Source organism: Neobacillus massiliamazoniensis (assembly GCF_001048695.1).
In the GTDB taxonomy this organism is placed as follows: Bacteria; Bacillota; Bacilli; order Bacillales; family Cytobacillaceae; genus Neobacillus; species Neobacillus massiliamazoniensis.
This window is the reverse complement of record NZ_CVRB01000002.1, coordinates 303,824-324,378: the sequence shown is the minus strand read 5'-3', so window position 1 is coordinate 324,378 and position 20,555 is coordinate 303,824. Positions and strand designations below refer to the sequence as shown.

Annotated in this window: 17 protein-coding genes; 12 read left to right on the top strand and 5 right to left on the bottom strand. The window is 39.4% G+C overall.

Annotation, left to right across the window (positions count from 1 at the left end; all coding sequences use genetic code 11):
• Positions 1 to 21: 21 nt before the first annotated feature.
• Complete coding sequence (locus BN1082_RS09485; protein WP_090633703.1) at positions 22 to 573, top strand: ECF transporter S component; 552 nt, start codon at positions 22 to 24, stop codon at positions 571 to 573.
• Between the two features lie 186 nt (positions 574 to 759).
• Here the strand turns inward: BN1082_RS09485 and BN1082_RS09480 are convergent, their stop codons facing one another.
• A complete protein-coding gene (locus BN1082_RS09480) occupies positions 760 to 2,010 on the bottom strand; it encodes a helix-turn-helix domain-containing protein (protein ID WP_090633701.1) in 1,251 nt (416 codons plus the stop codon).
• A gap of 156 nt (positions 2,011 to 2,166) precedes the next feature.
• On the opposite strand from BN1082_RS09480, the gene BN1082_RS09475 reads away from it, so the two are divergent.
• Positions 2,167 to 2,925, top strand: a complete 759-nt coding sequence (locus tag BN1082_RS09475) for an SDR family NAD(P)-dependent oxidoreductase (RefSeq protein WP_090633699.1) — start codon at positions 2,167 to 2,169, stop codon at positions 2,923 to 2,925.
• 324 nt (positions 2,926 to 3,249) lie between these two features.
• On the top strand, positions 3,250 to 3,642 hold the full coding sequence (locus BN1082_RS09470) for a globin domain-containing protein (RefSeq protein ID WP_090634919.1): 393 nt from the start codon (positions 3,250 to 3,252) through the stop codon (positions 3,640 to 3,642).
• 19 nt (positions 3,643 to 3,661) lie between these two features.
• Here BN1082_RS09470 and BN1082_RS09465 read toward each other — a convergent pair whose 3' ends face one another.
• Positions 3,662 to 4,435: a helix-turn-helix domain-containing protein gene (locus BN1082_RS09465; protein ID WP_090633697.1), complete on the bottom strand. Its 774-nt coding sequence runs from the start codon at positions 4,433 to 4,435 to the stop codon at positions 3,662 to 3,664.
• Positions 4,436 to 4,577: 142 nt separating this feature from the next.
• On the opposite strand from BN1082_RS09465, the gene BN1082_RS09460 reads away from it, so the two are divergent.
• Positions 4,578 to 6,233: a glycoside hydrolase family 13 protein gene (locus tag BN1082_RS09460; protein ID WP_090633695.1), complete on the top strand. Its 1,656-nt coding sequence runs from the start codon at positions 4,578 to 4,580 to the stop codon at positions 6,231 to 6,233.
• A 231-nt stretch (positions 6,234 to 6,464) separates the two neighbouring features.
• Here BN1082_RS09460 and BN1082_RS09455 read toward each other — a convergent pair whose 3' ends face one another.
• Positions 6,465 to 8,225, bottom strand: a complete 1,761-nt coding sequence (locus BN1082_RS09455) for an alpha-glycosidase (RefSeq protein WP_090633693.1) — start codon at positions 8,223 to 8,225, stop codon at positions 6,465 to 6,467.
• Positions 8,226 to 8,461: 236 nt separating this feature from the next.
• Here BN1082_RS09455 and BN1082_RS09450 point away from each other — a divergent pair, with 236 nt between their 5' ends.
• The 5 genes from BN1082_RS09450 to BN1082_RS09430 all read left to right on the top strand — a co-directional run bounded on the left by BN1082_RS09450 (position 8,462) and on the right by BN1082_RS09430 (position 14,838).
• The gene (locus BN1082_RS09450) at positions 8,462 to 9,718 is read left to right on the top strand and encodes an extracellular solute-binding protein (RefSeq protein WP_090633692.1); all 1,257 of its coding nucleotides are present in this window, start codon (positions 8,462 to 8,464) and stop codon (positions 9,716 to 9,718) included.
• A 201-nt stretch (positions 9,719 to 9,919) separates the two neighbouring features.
• Entirely contained in the window at positions 9,920 to 11,206 is a 1,287-nt protein-coding gene (locus tag BN1082_RS09445; RefSeq protein ID WP_090633690.1) for a carbohydrate ABC transporter permease, read from the top strand.
• Position 11,207: 1 nt separating this feature from the next.
• Positions 11,208 to 12,050, top strand: coding sequence for a sugar ABC transporter permease (locus tag BN1082_RS09440; RefSeq protein ID WP_090633688.1), 843 nt, complete (start codon positions 11,208 to 11,210; stop codon positions 12,048 to 12,050).
• 51 nt (positions 12,051 to 12,101) lie between these two features.
• Complete coding sequence (locus BN1082_RS09435; RefSeq protein ID WP_090633686.1) at positions 12,102 to 13,139, top strand: LacI family DNA-binding transcriptional regulator; 1,038 nt, start codon at positions 12,102 to 12,104, stop codon at positions 13,137 to 13,139.
• Between the two features lie 25 nt (positions 13,140 to 13,164).
• Positions 13,165 to 14,838, top strand: a complete 1,674-nt coding sequence (locus tag BN1082_RS09430) for a glycoside hydrolase family 13 protein (RefSeq protein ID WP_090633684.1) — start codon at positions 13,165 to 13,167, stop codon at positions 14,836 to 14,838.
• A gap of 159 nt (positions 14,839 to 14,997) precedes the next feature.
• Here BN1082_RS09430 and BN1082_RS09425 read toward each other — a convergent pair whose 3' ends face one another.
• Positions 14,998 to 16,353, bottom strand: coding sequence for an MATE family efflux transporter (locus tag BN1082_RS09425; RefSeq protein WP_090633682.1), 1,356 nt, complete (start codon positions 16,351 to 16,353; stop codon positions 14,998 to 15,000).
• 164 nt (positions 16,354 to 16,517) lie between these two features.
• Positions 16,518 to 16,907 (bottom strand): YuzC family spore coat inner layer protein, encoded by a 390-nt coding sequence (locus BN1082_RS09420; RefSeq protein ID WP_090633680.1) that lies wholly within the window; start codon positions 16,905 to 16,907, stop codon positions 16,518 to 16,520.
• Between the two features lie 142 nt (positions 16,908 to 17,049).
• Here BN1082_RS09420 and BN1082_RS09415 point away from each other — a divergent pair, with 142 nt between their 5' ends.
• From BN1082_RS09415 to BN1082_RS09405, 3 genes are all read left to right on the top strand, one after another.
• Positions 17,050 to 18,357 (top strand): purine/pyrimidine permease, encoded by a 1,308-nt coding sequence (locus BN1082_RS09415; RefSeq protein WP_090633677.1) that lies wholly within the window; start codon positions 17,050 to 17,052, stop codon positions 18,355 to 18,357.
• 483 nt (positions 18,358 to 18,840) lie between these two features.
• Positions 18,841 to 19,293 (top strand): SRPBCC family protein, encoded by a 453-nt coding sequence (locus BN1082_RS09410; RefSeq protein ID WP_090633675.1) that lies wholly within the window; start codon positions 18,841 to 18,843, stop codon positions 19,291 to 19,293.
• A 59-nt stretch (positions 19,294 to 19,352) separates the two neighbouring features.
• Complete coding sequence (locus BN1082_RS09405; protein WP_090633674.1) at positions 19,353 to 20,288, top strand: dipeptidase; 936 nt, start codon at positions 19,353 to 19,355, stop codon at positions 20,286 to 20,288.
• The last annotated feature ends 267 nt before the right edge of the window (positions 20,289 to 20,555 follow it).

Sequence of the window (20,555 nt, the reverse complement as noted above, 5' to 3'; positions counted from 1 at the left end):
TTAAATAGGGGGAGAGAAATAATGAAAAATCAATTAACGGTTCGAAATATCGTGATTGCTGGGGTGCTTGGTGCAGTATCCATTTTGCTTGGTGTCACTCGATTAGGGTTTATTCCTGTTCCAACTGCTGCCGGTAACGCTACGATCATGCATATTCCAGCCATTATCGGCGGAATCATGCAGGGACCAGTTGTGGGGATGATCGTTGGGGCTATTTTTGGGATTTCTTCATTCCTAAATGCCACGAACGTGATTTTTAAAGATCCATTAGTATCGATTCTACCGCGCCTGTTTATCGGAGTGGTTGCATGGCTAGTTTATGTTGGGATTCGCCGCAAGAGTGAATACTTCGCTGTGGCGGCAGCTGCATTTTTGGGAACGTTAACAAATACCGCCCTTGTTCTATTGATGGCAGTCTTAAGAAACTATATGACTCCGGGGGTAGCGTGGACCGTTGCGTTAACAAGCGGTATTCCAGAAGCTATTGTCGGCACCATTGTCACATTAGCCGTAGTCCTTGCTTGGAAGCAAATCGGGGGAAAGCGAAAATCGAAAATTTCTGTGGACGACTAAGGTGATAATTTAAGAAATCGAGTATGAAATCGGGTAGGTTTTATACTCGATTTTTTTATTGAATTTAATTGTCCACCCTAATCGAATTCTGTTCCTTATGAAGATTCATACACTATGCTAACTGAGTATATGATAGAGTCGTCATCTACTTATAGAGTTTGGCCTGTCACTTCCAATCAACTGCATTCATGTTGAAGTATTATCAGAAGATTGATTATTTCTAAACTCCTTAGGGGTTAAACCTGTGTATTTTTTAAAGATTTTTATAAAGTAACTTTGATCGTTGAAATTTAGCCATGTACTTATATCTGAAATTGAATAATTTGTTAAAACCAACAGTTTTTTTGCTTCGTCAATTCGTTGTCGCTGAATATATTCACTTAAAGGAATACCCACTTCTTTTTTATATAGAGATGATAAATAATTTGGACTTAAACGACACATTTCTGCAAGGTGATCGAGTGTAATATCGCCATAAAGATGGTTATAAATATAATGTTGACAAGTGGTTATGGGGGTAGAATATTTCTCTTCATTTAATCTGTAAACACGATGAGTAAAATCACTTATTGCCTTCTCTGTTAATCTTAATATTGCTTTTAAGTTTCCTAATTCCTCGAGTTGTTGAATATAGTAATCACTTAAAGTAAAGGCCGTTTCCTCATTTAATCCCCCTTCAATAGCAGCTCTGCAAACAAGGGTAATTCCAGTTATCATTAAATTTTTTTCACTTCGTAAGCTATTCCGTCTCGACAATAATCCTAATTCTGCCTCACCGACAATGGAGTAATCGAAGATATCCTTTAATTTATCGATCCGGCCGTTTTTTACATAATCAATCAAAATCCGTTCATATGAAAGATTGGAATGAAAAATGAAATTTCTCCTTCCTTTTGAAAGCTCAAGATCCAAATTCTCTGATTCAATTACGACGAGGTCTAACGCTTTATTGTTTTCTAGGACAAACGTTTTATCTAACGTTTTATGATAAATCAAATAATAAACCAATAAACTAATCGTTAGGAGCCGATGATGATTAATAATAGGGACGGCTCGATAGTATTCAATAAGATTTCTTTTATTAACGTTTCCTTTAAAAGCATCCATGATCTTGGTAATATTTTCTTCATATATTTCTGAATCAAGTACAGGTCCAACAATAATAGTTCCTAAAAAATGGTTCGATTTTATAAGATTAACAAAGAAAAAATTCAAATTTGAATTTGAAAAAAAGATAGGAAAATCACAGGGATCCTCTTTATAAGTATAGACACTTATACGCTCCTTGAACGGGGCATAATAGGGATTACTCCGTAGGTCACTTCTTGAAAATTCGTATTCGAACTCACCGAATTGATTGACATAATAAACAGATAATCCATGAACTTCTGAAATAAGCTGACAAATATATTGTAAATCCTCTTTGGATATTTCCATTTATTTCATCTACCCCATTCGTTTTTTGAAATCGGTTACATGAATATATTATTGACATTAAGAAAATACTATTATCCGTAAGATAATACAATAATTCATTTTTTATCAGCAATAAAATAGGGGATGTAAGATATCTTAAACAAAGGGGAAATGAACATGGAATTAGCAAATAAGATTGCCGTAATCACTGGTGCAGGAAGTGGCATAGGAAGAGCAAGCAGCTTGAAGCTTGCCAGCAATGGTGCAAAAGTTGTCTTAGTTGATTTCAATAAAGAAACAGGAGAAGAAACATTAAAACTTGTGAAAGAGCAAGGCGGAGAAGGCATCTTCGTTCAAGCCGATGTATCGAAAAGTGATGATGTGCAAAACTATGTAAATAAAGCAGTAGAAACCTATGGACGTATTGATATATTTTTCAATAATGCAGGTATTATCCAAAAGTTCGCACCTTTCACTACAGTAGAAGAATCCGAATTTGATCGCATTATGTCCATCAATGTAAAAGGGGTCTTCCTTGGATTGAAATATGTGCTAAAAGTAATGGAAGAGCAAGGAAGCGGATCTATTATTAACACTGCTTCGACTGCTGGAATTCGTTCTGAACATAGTGTAGCAGTATACTCTGCAAGCAAACATGCGGTTATCGGTTTAACCAAAGGTGCTGCCTTAGAATATGCGAATAAAGGAATTCGTATTAATGCACTTTGCCCAGGCGGTGTTCAAACCGCTTTAACAGCTAGTGTTGCTGAACAGTTTGAAAAGGGCGGTTACGTTCCAGAAGAGCTTCCACATATGAGAATGGGTCGTTATGCTGATCCGAACGAGCTTGCTGAAATGGTTGCATTCTTAGCATCAGACAAAGCAAGCTATATGACCGGATCAATTGCACTTGTAGATGGTGGGTTAACTCTATAAGCAATGAGATTTCTCTAAATTGAAATCGTATTTGTTGGTAGCTTTTATAATAAAACGGTCAAAGCAAAGAGCAAGCATCTAGTGACGCTTGCTCTTTGCTTTTTTTTCATGGAATACTCCAGATGTTGGAATACTTATACACAAGATATTTTACTTAAAGCAAATTATTAAATAGTGATAAAAATATTGGAAATCTGTTTTAATTTTATTGTTATTGGTAACTTTTGTTTATGATAAAGAATGTGATGTAAATCATGAAACTAGATCTTCCATAACGTTATAATAAAATGTAATTGGGGAATTATTAAATGGATGGTGAGAAATTTGGAAAAGAGATTACAAACATGGTATGAAGAAATAGGTGGGCAGGAAACAATTGATAAGCTTGTCGATGCCTTTTACCCAAGAGTATATGCTAATGAAGAACTAGCGCCATTGTTTCTGGGGGATATGGAAGAGATCAAACGAAAACAGCGAATGTTCCTGACGCAATTTTTAGGGGGACCAGCTCTTTATAGCCAAGAATTTGGAGCACCGGCTATGAGAGCCCGTCATCTCCCGTTCGAGGTCACACCTAAACGAGCAAAAGCATGGCTCCGCTGCATGAAAGAAGCGTTTCAAGAAATTGGACTTGATCAATTTCCAGCAGGTCAGTTTTTTTATGATCGATTAACACAAGTGGCCCAGATAATGGTAAATAGCCCGGATAAGGAATAAAAAAAGGCCTTTTTAACATTTATTCTATTCGTCTGTATGCACCTGGGGCCATGCCGTACTTCTTTTTAAATACTTTATGAAAATAAGGATATGTCCCGAAGCCGCAATCTACAGCAATCTGCTCTAGGGTCATGGTAGTGTATTTCATTCGCTCAATGGCCGCAGACAAGCGGATTTCCTGCACATATTCCATAATCGTCTTCCCAATACTGCTTTTAAATAAGTGAACAGACCTGGAGACGCTGAGGCCAGCATGCCTTGCCACATCCCCCACTTTTAATGGATATGTAGCATGCTCTTCAATGTATCGCATCATCCGTGTCACTGTATACGGGTGCAGGGAGGAAGGAACCGTTTCGTTAACGGCTCGTTCTAAAGTTAAACAGAGCGCTCGTAGCAAATAGCCTGCGAGCTCTTCGTTTTGGCTGTGCAGTGGACGGCGTTTTTCAATCATAATATGGCGCCATATAGACAAGAGCTTTTCATCAAGATCGATTCGGGAAACTGGTGGCTTCTCGGAACGGCTCCACCATTCGTCAATCCAGGCGCCCTCGCAGCCTAAGTGATAGTCTCCGCTATTTTGCCCCTCATTGACTAATAGTTCATAGTGGTCTCCAGGCTTAATAAGCAAAAGATCTCCTTTCTCGAGCTCCATTTTTCTTCCCTTCACCACCACTTCACAGAGTCCCTCTGTTTGCAGGCGGAAAAGATAGCTCGGATACCCTGATTTATACTGAGAATGATATCTATTTGTGTGATAGGAATAGCCGCAAAAAAATATATTTAACGTCATAATCTTCCTCTATTCTAAAAGATAATAGCTAAATAGTAGATGTTTTAATTATATCATCTATGTTTATTTGTAGATTCACAATATATGATGTAATCAAATAAGTAAGGTTTTAGCATAACAGAAAAGTAAAAGAGGTGTAAAAATGAATAAAAAATGGTGGAAGAAAAGTGTCGTTTATCAAATCTACCCGCGAAGCTTCAATGATTCAAATGGGGACGGAATGGGTGATATTCAAGGAATTATTGCGAAATTAGATTATTTAAAATTACTCGGGGTAGATGTGATTTGGTTAAGCCCTGTTTATGATTCGCCAAATGATGACAATGGCTACGATATCCGCAATTACCGAGAAATTATGCATGAGTTTGGCTCAATGGCTGATTTTGATCAGATGTTAGCGGAAGTCCATAATCGGGACATGAAGTTGGTCATGGATTTAGTCGTGAATCATACCTCTGATGAACAAGAATGGTTTGTTCAGTCGAAAAAATCCAAAGAAAATGCGTACCGGGATTATTACATATGGCGTGATGGAAAAGACGGAAAAGAACCGAATAATTGGGGTTCCGTTTTCGGGGGACCTGCCTGGGAATATGATGAAAACACGAAAGAATATTATTTACATCTCTTTTCGAAAAAGCAACCTGACCTTAATTGGGAGAATCCCAAACTGCGCCTTGAGGTTTATCAGATGATGAAATTCTGGCTTGACAAAGGAATCGATGGCTTTCGGATGGATGTCATTAACATGATTTCAAAGCAGCCTGGATTACCTGACGGAAAACTTCAAGAAGGTCAATTATACGGAGACGGAGGCCCTTATTTTATAAATGGACCAAGAATCCATGAATTTTTACAAGAAATGAATAAGGAAGTACTTTCTAAATATCCGATTATAACTGTTGGTGAAATGCCGGGGGCTGAAACCGAAGATGCTATTCTTTACACAGACCCGGACAGAAATGAAGTCAATATGATATTTACTTTTGAACACATGGATTTAGACAGTGCACCCGGTGGGAAATGGAATCTAAAGCCACTAAGCTTAGTTGATTTGAAGGAAAACCTTACGAAATGGCAAACGGCGTTGCATGACAAAGGCTGGAACAGCTTATATTGGAACAATCACGACCAACCGCGAATTGTATCACGTTTTGGCGATGATCAAAAATACCGGGTAGAATCAGCCAAAATGCTGGCGACCTGCCTTCATTTTATGCAGGGTACACCATATATTTACCAAGGCGAAGAAATTGGCATGACCAATGTGAAGTTTGACTCCCTTGATGATTATCGCGATATCGAAACAATTAATATGTATCACGAAAGAAAAGATTTAGGATACACCCATGAGGAAATCATGAACTCGATTTACGCGAAGGGAAGAGATAATGCCAGAACACCTATGCAATGGGATGCTTCCCAGCACGGTGGCTTTACGACCGGAACACCGTGGATCACGGTTAATCCAAGGTATAAAGAGATCAATACTAAAAATGCATTAGAGGATCCACAATCGATTTTCTATTACTACCAAAAGCTGATTTCCCTTCGAAAACAAATGGAGATCATCGTCGAAGGTGATTTTCACTTGCTTTTAAAAGACGATCCGGCATTGTTTGCCTATGAGCGTTGCTGGAAGGACGAAAGCCTGCTAGTTCTATGCAATTTTAGTGGGGATGAAGTAACCATAAAAGACGAAGTGGAGATGGATGGATATCAAGTGATTCTGTCAAATTATGAAGACAACAAACTAGGTATTCTTCGTCCATACGAAGCTGTGGTTTTAAAAAAATAGTGGGGTAAAACACCTGTATTTTGGAAACTCGGTTTTAAGGAATAGTTGCAAAAATATAAGAATGAAACGAAATAGCCCAAAAGGTCCAATATAAGACCTTTTGGGCTATTTATTTATGATTCATCTTTTAGTGACCGAAGGCTTTGAATATCCCGGGGTTCAGTCACAAAAAGAAAAATAGTGCCCGACCATGCAAAATTTCACGGAGATCAGGCACTAATCGAACTATTTTTAGAATTTTAATATCGCAAATCCATTACCCTGTATCTGAATCGTTAAATCCTCATCTGTTAAAGAAATTTCTTCATCATTCCAAAGACTTTTAACAGTTTTTCCTTTGAAATCGAACGGAATCGTGTATTCCACTTTTTCACTGCATGTGTTCAATACAACGATAATGCTACTTTTCCCATTTGACTTCACAAAAGCGAGACATTTCTCATGGTATTCAGGAGAAATGAAAGAAATCTTGCCCTCATTCGAAAGCAATGGATTTTCTCTACGCAGCCGGATTAATTTTTGAATATGTTCAAAAAGATCGCGATTCTGCTTGTTCTCATCCCATTCCATGCATTTTCGGCAGCCTGGATCCTGAGCACCTGTCAAGCCAATTTCATCTCCATAATAAATACATGGTGTCCCGATGAAACTCAAAAGCAAAGCGAAAACCTGCTTAACTCGGTCAATATCGTTACCACATTCTGTTAAAATCCTTGGTGTATCGTGGCTGCCGACAAGGTTAAAGGATACTTCATTTACATTCGCGGGATACATATGAATTACGTTGGTCATATTCTCGACGAATTCCTTCGAAGTAATCGTCTGCCGTCCAAACAGGTTAAGGATATTCGTCGTAAACGGATAGTTCATAACAGCATCGAATTGATCGCCGCGCAGCCATGGCATCGAATCGTGCCAAATTTCTCCGAGGATATACAAATCTGATTTAATGGCCTTCACTTCGCGGCGGAACTCTCGCCAAAAAGCATGGTCTACTTCATTGGCGACATCGAGACGCCAGCCGTCAATATTAAACTCCCTAACCCAGTAACGTCCAACCTCCAATAAATACTCCTTCACTTCAGGGTTTTCCGTATTTAACTTCGGCATGAAAGGAGTAAAAGCAAAGGTATCATAGTTTGGTTTCGGTTCAGTAACTAACGGAAATTCATGAACATGGAACCAATTTTTAAAACGAGAATGCTCCCCATTCATCAGCACATCCTGAAACTGAGGGAAGTAAAAGCCGCTATGATTGAATACGGCATCGAGCATAACTTTTATGCCATTTTTGTGGCAAACATCAATCAATTCCTTAAATGTTTCCTTTGTTCCAAATTGCGGGTCAATTTCCAAATAGTCAATTGTATCGTATTTATGGTTGGAATAGGCTTTAAAAATAGGAGTGAAATAAATCCCACTGATTCCTAAATCTTCAAGATAAGGAATCCTTTTCATAACTCCTTCAATATCACCCCCGAAAAAGTTGGTCGGAGATGGAGCTGTACTGCCCCAGGGAAGTGCTTCTTCAGGGTTGATGTTCTTATTCCCATTAGCAAACCGTTCAGGAAAAATTTGATACCAAACCGTATCTTTCACCCAGTCCGGTGCACGGAAGATATCTGCATTATTCAAAAACGGAAAGCAGAAATAATAGGCAGTGTCATCGACTGGAGGCTCCGGATAGTAACCCTTTTCTGTATAGCAAGTCGATTCTCTATCATTTTTTAAGATAAAACCATAGCGAAGTCTCTTAAATGGAGGGGTAACGCTTGCAAACCAATAATCAAACAACTGATCGGACCCACTTTTTTTCATTATGGTTGTTTTTATCTGCCACTGTTTTCCATTCCAATCATAGGGATCACCATGAACGAGACTCACTTCCTTGACATCATCTTTTTTGGTACGTAGCCGAATATGTAGTTCGCCGTTTGTGCAAACGTATGCATAGTTATCTTTTGGACGATGGTAGATCGCTTCTTTAAACAATATAGTCACCCATTTCATTTTGATATATTATTTAAAGTTATTTTACTAGAAATTAGGTTCTATTAAAACTATTATATTTGTTCGAAATATTTTCAAAAAAAATAGTTGTAAAAATCAATATTAGCATTATAATGAAAATAAGTTGTGCAACCGTTTTCGCAATTGTAAGCGCTTTTCCAAAGATGGCGGTTGGTTACATCAAAAAAATCATTTCTATATTTTCAGGAGGGGAAAAAATGAAGAAAGCACTTTCAATTCTATTGATGTTCGTTCTTATGCTTGGTGTATTATCAGCCTGTGGTCCAAAAAGAGACAGTTCAAGCAGCACTGAAAAACAGGATGCAAAAAAACCAGCAAAGCTTGTTGTCTGGGAAGATAAGGACAAAACTGGCTGGCTTAAAAAAGTAGGAGCTGACTTTGAAAAAAAATACGGCGTTAAAATTGAGTACAAAGAAGTTGAAATGGCTACTAAACAACGTGATCAATTACGTCTTGACGGCCCAGCAGGAAAAGGACCGGACATTGTAACATTACCACATGACCAAATTGGGCAAGTTGCAACTGAAGGTTTAATTGCTGAGCTCAAAGTTGACAAAAGTGTAACAGATCGATTCTCTCAATCTTCAATTGATGCTGAAACTTACAATGGCAAGCTTTACGGACTTCCAAAATCTTCGGAAACTCCTGTATTTATTTATAACAAAGCGTTAATGTCAACGCCTCCAAAAACGATGGATGATCTTTATACTTTTGCAAAAAGCAACACAAAAGATGGTAAATACGGTTTCTTAGCATTATTTGATAACTTCTATTTTGCATACGGCATCCTAGGCGGTATGGGCGGTTATGTTTTCAATAATAACGATGGAAAACTTGATCCAACGAACATCGGTTTAAATAACGAAGGTGCAGTAAAGGGTACTGAATATATCCAAAAATGGTATACAGAAGGTTTATTCCCTAAAGGAATCATTGGTGAAAATGGCGGATCTGCTTTAGACGGCCTATTCACTGAAGGAAAAGTTGCTTCTGTTATGAATGGACCTTGGTCATTTGATCCATATACAAAAGCAGGTATCAAAATTGGAGTTGCACCACTTCCAACTCTTCCAAATGGCGAACATGTAAAAACATTCATGGGTGTAAAAAGCTGGTTAGTTTCTGCTTATTCTAAAAATCAAGAATGGGCAACAAAATTCGTTGAATTTATTACAAATGATGAAAACGCTAAATATCGTTTTGAGCAAACAGCTGAAGTACCAACAAACAAAGCATTGCTTAACGATCCGGCTATTAAAAATAACGAAGGTGCAAAAGCAGTTGCTGAGCAATCTCAATACGCTGTTCCAATGCCAAACATTCCAGAAATGGGACAAGTTTGGAAACCAATGGCGGATTCTTTACAAACAGTTGTCACTGGAAAAGCACAACCTAAAGCAGCACTCGATTCCGCTGTAACCCAAATTAAATCAAACATCAAGTCTACAAAATAATGTTTATCGGCAGTACCTTACCTCTGTAGTGAGGTACTGCCCCCAATCCATTCTAATTTAGATGCTTTATGAGGGAGGAAAGTGTTTATTCCATTTCAAATGTTTACTGTTTCTTATTGAATGAGCTTATTCGTTAGTAAAGCTTTTCTTTTGATAAAGCCTCTAAAGCATTAAATTGTTATTAAGAAAGGGGAATGTAGGATGTCTAATGAACAATCCTATTTAACCAGCCATCGTAAGAAGGCGTTGATGCTATCCGTTATTCCAGGGCTAGGTCAACTGTATAACAAGCAATTTTTAAAAGGGATCGCCTTTCTCATCCTAAGTGCCTCATTTGTTTTGGTATTTAAAGATTTAATCAACTATGGATTATGGGGCATTGTAACATTGGGAACCATTCCGTTTGAAGATCATTCAATTTTTCTCATGGTATATGGAATTTTAGCAATTATTGTCCTTATTTTTGGTTTAGGTTTTTATCTATTTAATTTGCGTGATGCTTATAAGGTGGGAGAAAAACGTGATCGTCATGAACCAGTCAGCACGTTGAAAGGTCAGTATCGTAATCTTGTTGATAATGGTTTTCCTTATTTGATCATGTCACCTGGCTTTTTACTATTAGTGTTTGTCGTTATTTTTCCGATTATCTTTGTTCTTTTACTAGCATTCACTAACTACGACCTTTATCATTCTCCTCCGGCGAAGCTTGTATCATGGGTCGGCTTTAAAAACTTTTTAGAAATTTTTCAAGTAGATATTTGGCGGAATACCTTCTTCTCAGTTTTGGCTTGGACGTTAGTGTGGACGTTTGTGGCCACGACCTTCCAGGTTGCTTTAGGGATTTTCCTAGCGATTATTGTCAATCAGAAGGAAGTAAAAGGTAAGGCCATCATTCGTACTGTATTTATTTTACCTTGGGCTGTTCCTGCATTTGTATCAATCCTTGTATTTGCTGGGATGTTCAATGAATCATTTGGTACGATTAACAGAGATATCCTCGGATTTTTAGGAATTAGCGGTCTGCCTTGGATGACGAATCCGCTGTTTACAAGAATCGCCTTGATTATCATTCAAAGCTGGTTAGGGTTCCCATTCATTTTCGCGATGACAACCGGTGTCTTGCAATCGATTCCGCAGGATCTATATGAGGCAGCTACCGTTGATGGCGCATCGAATTTCCAAAAGTTTAAAAACATTACATTGCCGCTTGTGTTATATGCAACAGCACCTGTGTTAATTACACAGTATACGTTTAACTTTAATAACTTTAACCTCATCTATTTATTTAACGGCGGCGGACCTGCAGTACCTGGACAGAATGCCGGCGGTACAGATATTCTAATCTCTTGGATTTACCGTCTAACGATGACTTCAGCGGAGTACTCAAAGGCGGCAACGTTAACCATGCTGTTATCACTCATTGTTGTGACAGTAGCTATTTGGCAGTTTAGAAAAACGAAAGCATTCCAAGAAGAGGATATGATGTAAAATGAGTATAAAAAGACAGAAATACACACGACTGACGTTAACTTATTTGGTCATTTTGATGATGTTTGTCATTATTTTATATCCTTTAGCATGGGTAATTGGTTCATCGTTTAACCCAGGGCAGAGTTTATCTGGTTCAAGCATTATTCCGAAGCATGCCACATTTGCCCATTACCAGTTCTTGTTTGATACGAACAAAAGTAATTATGTTTACTGGTATTTGAATTCGCTTAAAATCAGTGTGTTAACGATGCTTTTTACCGTAATCCTTGTTAGCTTAACCGCCTATTCTTTTTCCCGGTATCGCTTTGTTGGGAGAAAAAATGGATTAGTTACCTTTTTGATTTTGCAAATGATTCCAAACTTTGCCGCATTAATTGCAATCTATATTTTAGCAACTCTTACCCATTTGCTCGACACTCACTTTGGTCTGATCTGTGTCTATGTTGGTGGGCAAATTCCGATGAATACTTGGTTGATGAAAGGATATTTAGATACGATTCCGAAAGAATTGGATGAGTCAGCTAAAATTGACGGGGCAGGACATTTGCGTATCTTTTTCCAAATTATCATGCCGCTTGCAAAGCCGATTATAGCTGTCGTAGCCTTGTTCGCTTTTATTGCACCATTTGGCGATTTCATTATTGCGAGCATCCTGCTTCGGACGGAAAAAAATTATACATTAGCTGTAGGTCTTTACGATATGGTAGCGAAACAGTTTGGGAACGAATTTACGACCTTTGCTGCTGGTGCCGTATTAATCGCTGTTCCCATTGCGATTCTCTTCCTTTCCTTCCAGCGCTTCTTTGTATCTGGATTAACGGCAGGAGGAACGAAAGGTTAAGAATAGAATATTTTTATAGAGTAATTAGGTTCTTTTGAGGGGTTGAATTTAATGGCCGTAACGATTAAAGATGTTGCTAGGATTGCGAATGTTGCACCATCAACGGTTTCTAGAGTCATTGCGGATAGTCCGCGAATAAGTGAAGAAACAAAGCAAAAAGTCAAAAAAGCAATGGAGAAGCTAGGATACCATCCTAATCAGAATGCCAGGAATCTTGCTAGTCAGTCAACCCAAACAATCGGGCTTGTCATGCCGAGTTCAAAAGATGTTGGTTTTCAAAACCCTTTTTTCCCAACGGTATTACAGGGGATTAGTGAAGGAGCCCATGAAAAAAATTATGCATTGCATATGACAACAGGAAAATCGAAAAAAGAAATTCTCGAAGCAGTCATTCAAATGGTGCAAGGTAAAAGAGTAGACGGGGTTGTTCTTCTTTACTCCAGTGTAGAGGATAAGGTTATTTCATATTTACAAGAAAGGGATTTTCCATTTGTTCTAATTGGAAAACCCTATAAAGATATTGAAGAAATTACCCATGTTGATAATGATAATATTCGGGCTATGAAAGACGCGACTGAGTATTTAATTCAACTGGGGCACCGACAAATCGGCTTTATCGGTGGAAGTATGGAGCTTATGGTAACGGCTGATCGACTGCACGGTTATGAACGTGCTTTAATCGAAGCTGGTATCGATTTAAAAAAAGAGTATATTATTCATCAGGAATTTTTGCGTGAAGGAGGGCAGGAGGCCGTTCGTGAAATCATGAAGCTAAGGACTCCTCCCACAGGGCTGGTTGTGGCTGACGACTTTATGGCGCTCGGCGTTCTCAATACTTTGGATGAATTAGGAATTAGAGTTCCTGAGGATATTTCGATCGTTAGCTTTAATAATGTTCTTCTTGCGGAAATGGCAAAACCCCCGTTAACCTCTGTAGATATTAATATTTTTGAGCTTGGTTATCAGGCATCGAAAAATTTAATTACAATGGTTGAAAACAGTAACGAGCCAACGAAGCGCCTGATTATTTCTCACCGTTTGATTGAACGATTATCATGTAGCCGGCCCAATACCGAGAAGCTTGAATAATAGTAGGAAGTTGAGAGGATTTAACATGAAGAAATTATGGTGGAAAGAAGCGGTCGCCTATCAAATTTACCCAAGAAGCTTTATGGATTCAAACGGGGATGGAATTGGCGATATTAAGGGAATCATCTCTAAGCTTGATTATATAAAGGAATTAGGAATTGATGTCATTTGGGTGTGCCCAATGTTTCAATCACCGAATGATGATAATGGCTATGATATTAGCAATTATCAAGAAATTATGGCCGAGTTCGGCACGATGGCTGATTTTGACCTTCTATTAGAAGAGACCCATCGTCGTGGAATGAAATTAATCCTTGATTTAGTGATTAACCATTCAAGTGATGAACATCCTTGGTTTATCGAATCCCGCTCCTCTAAGGACAATCCAAAGCGCGATTGGTATATTTGGCGCGACGGGAAGGACGGAAATGAACCGAATAACTGGGAAAGTATTTTTGGCGGTTCGGCATGGGAATATGATAAAAAGACTGACCAGTATTTTATGCACATCTTCTCAAGGAAACAGCCGGACCTTAATTGGGAAAATGAAGAAGTTCGAAAAGCACTTTACGGGATGATTAATTGGTGGCTTGATAAGGGAATAGATGGGTTCCGTGTGGATGCCATCAGCCATATCAAAAAGGAAGCCGGGCTTCAAGACATGCCAAATCCAAAGGGACTGAGCTATGTTTCCTGTTTTAAAAAAATGATGAATGTCGAAGGAATTCATCCGTTTTTACAAGAACTAAAGGAAGAAACCTTTGCTAAATACGATATCATGACGGTCGGTGAGGCGAACGGGGTTACAGTGGATGATGCCGAAGATCTTGAGCAATGGGTCGGCGAAAAACAAGGCAAGTTTAACATGGTGTTCCAATTTGAGCATCTTAACCTTTGGGATGCGGAAAAGAAAAAAGTGTTGGATATTGTGGAGTTAAAAGATGTATTATCCCGTTGGCAAAAAGGGCTTGAAGGAAAAGGCTGGAATGCTCTGTTTATTGAAAATCATGACAAAGCCCGAGTTGTTTCGACTTGGGGAAATGATAAGGAGTACTGGCGGGAAAGTGCGACGGCATTTGGAACCATGTATTTCCTCATGCAGGGAACACCATTCATTTATCAAGGTCAAGAAATTGGGATGACGAATGTACAATTCAATTCAATTGATGATTATGATGATGTTTCTGCCAAAAATATGTATCATCTTAAGCGGGCAGCAGGAGTATCGCACAATGAAATTATGGAGATAATCTGGGCATCAGGTCGTGATAATTCCCGTACACCGATGCAGTGGTCAAGTGAAGAAAACGCCGGCTTTACATCAGGAAAGCCTTGGCTGAAGCTAAACCCAAATTACATGGAAATCAATGTCAGAGTACAACAAAACGATGCCTCATCCATATTGAATTTTTACAAAAAAATGATTCAGTTGAAGAAGGCTAACGAGGTATTCACATACGGCACTTATGATTTGCTGCTAAAGGATGATCCGCAAATTTTTGCCTATACCCGGACGTTTGAAAGTGAAAAGGTACTCGTGGTTGCTAATCTTTCTGTTCAACCGGCTGAATTGAAGATGGGGCAGGAAGAGACTTTACGATACAATCAATTGCTGCTGCAAAACTATGAAGTTCCAATGCATGAACCATTGAAACAAGTTTCATTAAAACCATACGAAACAAGAGTCTATCGTTTATAAGAAAAGCGGAAGCGCCTTGATCAGCACCGACAGGCATAAGACGATTCCAAAAAGAAGGCGCTCCTTTGCCTTCATTTTGGAAGTGGCTTATGACCCGAGGGGCTAGGCGCAGAAGCTAGACAATAAGAAAAGCGGAAGCGCCTAGCGCCTTCCGCTTTTTTATGCACTAACACTTACTTTTGTTTTGTGTTCCCACGGCTTCATGAGCCAGCGTCTGATTGCAAAGAGTCCTCTTAGCCATTCATCTGTCCCTTGAGCCAGCCAAATGCCGATAAGTCCAAGACCAAAATGAACACCCAACAGATAGCTTAGAGTAACAGCAACGCCCCACATCGAAATCATTCCAATCATGACGGGAAAACGAACATCTCCAGCCGACTTGAGTGAACTCATCAGGACAATATTCATGGCCCTACCCGGTTCAACGAAAACAATTGCCCAAAGAACAGGGAGGCCGACTGCAATAATACTTGGATCATTGGTAAATAGCTTCAAAATTGAGGATCCACAGAGAGCCATCGCTAATGACGTTAACGTGGAAGAAACGATCGCAATTTTTAACGTGGAAATTCCTCGTTTAAATGCCCGGTCAAATTGCCTGCCGCCGATGTATCGTGCGACAAGAAGCTGAGTGCCTTGTGCAATCGCTAAAGTAAACAAATAACAAATCATATTAAGATTTAAAATATAGACACGAGCAGCAAGGGAGGCAGTCCCGAGTGAAACAACAATGCTTGTTATGATAAGCTGTGAAAATTGATAAGATAGATTTTCTCCCGCTGATGGTATCCCGATGGATAAAAGTCCTCGAATATCCTCTTTTTTGGCTTTAAAAATATCATTAATTCCTAGTTTTAATGAAAGACGATTATAAATGAAATAAAGAAGCGCACATACAGCAAAGAAACGTGCGGTAACAATCGCCCAGGAAACCCCCGTTACACCTGTAATCGGCATCCCTAAAATACCGGTGGTTGCGATGATATTTCCACCGACACTGATTAAATCCATGACCACGGTGACGGCCATTGATTCTTTTGTGTATCCATGACTGCGGAGGATTGCACTTAATGCTTGAGACAGGGATTCAAAGAAGAGGGAAATTCCGCAAATCCGAACAAATATCAGCCCATAATCGAAAACTTTTCCTTGGATATTAAAGAGCTGTAAAAGTTGCTCACCAAAAAGAAAGACAAGGATTGCTACAATAATTCCAAACCAAAAGTTAAGTCTAAATACAGAACGGGCTAACCTTCTGGCATGCTGCAGCTTTCCAGCTCCAAGATTTTGGCTGATTAAAACCGTCCCGCCAATGGAAGTAACGTTAAAAACTAATATAAACATGTTCAGCAACTGATTGGCTACCCCCACTCCAGCAGCAGCCTTGTCGGAATAATGCCCCAGCATAAGGGTCGCTATGATTCCCATTCCCATATGTAAGGCTAGCTCTATAAAGAGTGGCCATGTAATGCTGAAAAGTGTTTGTTCCTGGTACTTGTTTGTTTGTTCCTCCAAAAATCATTCTCCTTTTTCCTATTAACCTATTAAAATATTTTACACCCTAATTAAAATTATTCAATCCATCATATTAACAAAACGCTTGTTTTAAACATACGCAGTACAGAAGGGGGATTAAAAAAACCTACTCACATGACGTAAGTAGGTTTTCATGCTTTTATCTATTTCCCCCATTTCATGGAGAAGGTTAACGTGCAGCAGCTTTCCGGGTGTTGCTGGCTGGCTAAAGTGACTAGCTGAAAATTCACGTGGGATGGAGTATATTTCGTTATCACGGGCACCTTGAGGCCTATCAATTTGATTAAACGGTCAACCTCCGCTTTTTTCCCTTCCTGTGCAGCAGTCATTAATTTATGGGCAAAGCCGCTATCACTTAAGCGATTCTGCAAAATAGTTCCTTGTTCCATCAAAAATCGAAACGCTTTTAAAGAATTTAAAAATTCTTTTGTATCCACTGGAGGGTATTGTCTAAATGTCGGATGATTGATCATGTATGAGGGGTAAGGCAGTATTGTAGGATGGATTGGATTATGAAAAGAATGATAATACATCTTAACTCTCCTTCCAAATAAAACACAAGGCATTATACCGTATGCCATTTTGTGTATTTTGGTCACAATGGGTATTTGCTTTTATGTATCTCGTTTTTTTGATATGTTTGTTAAGTAAGTTTTTAACAAAGGGGGTTCAAAAATGAATGAATTAACGAATAAAAGAAATAGCTTTTTATCAGGTGTGCAAGGCATTCAGTGGGCTGTGTTTATGCTTACCAATATCATTGCAGTTCCTGTTGTGGTCGGAGCTGCCTTTCATATGTCACCTGCTGACATTTCCACCTTTATGCAGCGCATGCTGTTCGTAAGTGGTGCAGCCACTATATTTCAAATATTCATCGGCCATCGCCTACCAGTTGTTGAGGGCGCAGCCGGCATGTGGTGGGCCATCTTTGTTTTGCTTGGCACGATGAGTGCGCCTGGGAGTAGAGGACTTGTGCTGCAACAATTAGAAATGGGTCTCCTCATCGCAGGTTTATTTTTAGCAATCTTAGGTTGCCTGCCGATTATTGAAAAAATCCGAGATCTATTTACCCCGATTGTGACTGGTGTGTATTTAATTCTGCTAGTTAGTCAAATGAGTGGCTCATTTTTTAATAGTATGCTGGGCGTTACCGAGACAAATCACTTAGACGGAAAAATTATCGGAATTTGTCTCGTGGAGGTTCTGATTATTTTACTCTTCTCACTGAAAACAAAGGGGATCTGGAAAAGCATGGGGCCGCTAATCGGTATTGTTGTCGGTTGGAGTTTGTTCCATTTCTTCGGTTTAATCCATACAGAAAAGACATATGTTCCGCCCACTTGGTTTACGATTCCAAAGCTTTTCAGCTGGGGTGCCCCACAATTTGATATTGGAATTGTATTAACTTCGATCATTACATCCATTGTCTTAATTTCCAATGTCATTGCCAGCATTTTAGTGGTGGGAATTGCCCTTGAAAAAGAAATTCAGCTTAAACAATATCAAAAAGGTATTTTAGGTAATGGTCTCGGCTTACTAGTATCCGGACTATTCTCCGTTGTCGGCGTTGTGCCTCTATCCGTTTCGAGTGGATTTATCACCACAACGGGTATAAAAGAAAAGCGTCCGTTGGTAATTGGTGCTATCCTCATTATCGTGATTAGCTTTTTCCCTTATATTAGCGAATTTTTCTCAACTCTCCCATTGGAGGTTGCCTATGCTTCCTTATTTATTCCTTTTTCACAAATGCTCGGGTTTGGCATTCGCGATTTGATGGGCCAAGAACCATCCTCAAGGAATTTATTGGTGATTGGTCTTTCCTTAATGGTAGGTATCGGCATAATGTTCCTGCCGGCCACCGCCTTTGAAAGTGTAGCTCCATGGCTTCGAAACATCGTAGCAAATGGTCTTCTTGTCGGCTTGATTTTATGCTTATTGCTTGAACATGTTATCTTTCGCAATAAAAAAATTCCTTCTCATTAAGGTGAGAGGGATTTTTTATTTTTTGTAGGTTGGCGAGTAAACCAGAAAATCTCGCGAGTAAATTGATATTAATGTCTATTAAAAAAGAAGGCTGTGTTAAAGGTCATTGTTGATTTTTGAAGCTATGTTGATTGGAGCGGAAGGCGCGAGATCCTCGAAAATGCTATCGCATTTCCTTCGTGCGATGTTGATTCAAGGATGCTAATTCAACGTCCTGCGGGAGTACGGGGCAGGGGAGACCCCACAGGCGCTTAAGCGCGCCGAGGAGGCTCCCCGGAACGCCCGCGGAAAGCGAAGCGCCTGGAGCGCAAATCAACAGGCAAGTTTAATACAGCCAAAAAGAAACCATTGTAATAAATCGTAGGATAGATGAACTATTAACCTGTTTATTTGTTAAAAGAGCTATTTTAACCTAATGAATGAATATTTGTGAGGGAAAATTCCATAGAGTATAATGAAAATAATACAATTTGGAGGTGTACGATGGAAAAGCTTTTTGTCGATAAAACAATTGAAATCAATGCTCCAGTTTCTAGTGTGTGGGATGCAATAACCAAGCGTAAAAATACCGATGAGTGGGCGCTTGAGTTTTCGAGCGGCGGGCCGCAATTTCACATAGAATCGAGCTGGGAGCTTGGCAGCCCAGTTTACTGGAAAGGCAAGGACGGCACTGTCATAGTCGAAGGAAATGTGACAGCATTAGAGATGAATAAACTGCTTCGTTTTACTGTTTTTGATGTCAGAAGCTCGGCGAGACTAGACGTGTCAGAAGAAGACGGGATCACCTTCAAGTTGTCCGAGGAGCATGGTGTCACAACACTACATATACTACAAGGGGATTTTTCCGTAATGACTGACGGAAAAATATACCGAGATGCAAGTGCAGGAATCTGGGATAAAGTTCTTCCAAAAATAAAAATGCTTGCTGAAAAATAATATAATCTTACAGAGCTGGGGATGTCCTGGCTCTTTTTATAAAAAGGAGTATTTAATAAATGAATATCATTGACCTTCATTGTGATGCATTGCTTAAACTTTGGGAAGGAAAAGGGAAGCTAAGGTTTGCCGATGCGCCAGAGCTTGAATGCAATAAAACCCGCTTGCAGCAAGGGCAAGTTAAGGTTCAGAGCTTTGCGATCTTTATTGAGCCGGACATTCCTTCTGACCAAAAATTTCAGGTGGCACTTGAACAAATTGATTATTTTTACAAAGAAGTGCTTGGAAAAAATCCTGACATGATTCATATAAAGGAATGGTCGGATTTTGACCAGTTAAAGCTGGGACAAATCGGAGCAATGTTAACCCTTGAAGGAGTCGATGCGATCGGCAATGATTTAGCAAAACTAAGAATTCTTTATCAGCTTGGTGTGCGATCAGTAGGGCTAACCTGGAACAATGCCAATCTTGCAGCTGATGGAGCGGGGGAGCCGCGTGGTGGGGGGCTTACGCTTCTCGGGAAAGAAATCGTTCAATTAAATAATGAAAATCGAGTGCTGACCGACGTGTCACATTTATGCGAACGAGCATTTTGGGATGTTATGGACATTGCACGATATCCGATAGCGAGCCATTCCAATGCGAAGGCTTTTTGCAATCATCGCCGTAATTTAACCGATGAACAAGCGACGGCGATGTTTGAAAAAGGCGGGCTGATTCATGTCGTTTATTGTCCTCCATTTGTAAAAGAAGAAGGAAAAGCGACCATTTCAGATTTAGTGAAACATATTGATCATTTCTGTTCATTGGGCGGTGTAAAGCAGATAGGCTTTGGTTCAGATTTTGACGGTATTTCATCTTTTATAACTAATTTGGAAGACTCCTCGAAAAGCCAAAATCTCATAAATGATTTGCTTAAGCATTTTTCTGAAGATGAGGTTAGGGGATTTGCCTACCAAAACTTCCTTGAACATAGGCCAGGGATTGGACGATAAAGGTTCGGGAAATGGGCCTTCAGATGGGGAGGAATAGTAATTATATTAAAGAAGCTATGTCACACATTTAGTTTTAAAAAACCTATTCTGTTTTAGTAATTGGCTGTGTTAAAGGGCATTGTTGATTTTGAAACTATGTTGATTGGAGCGGAAGGCGCGAGACTCCTGCGGGAGTACGGGGCAGGGGAGACCCCGCAGTCGCTTAAGCGACGAGGAGGCTCCCCGGAACGCCCGCGGAAAGCGAAGCGCCTGGAGCGCAAATCAACA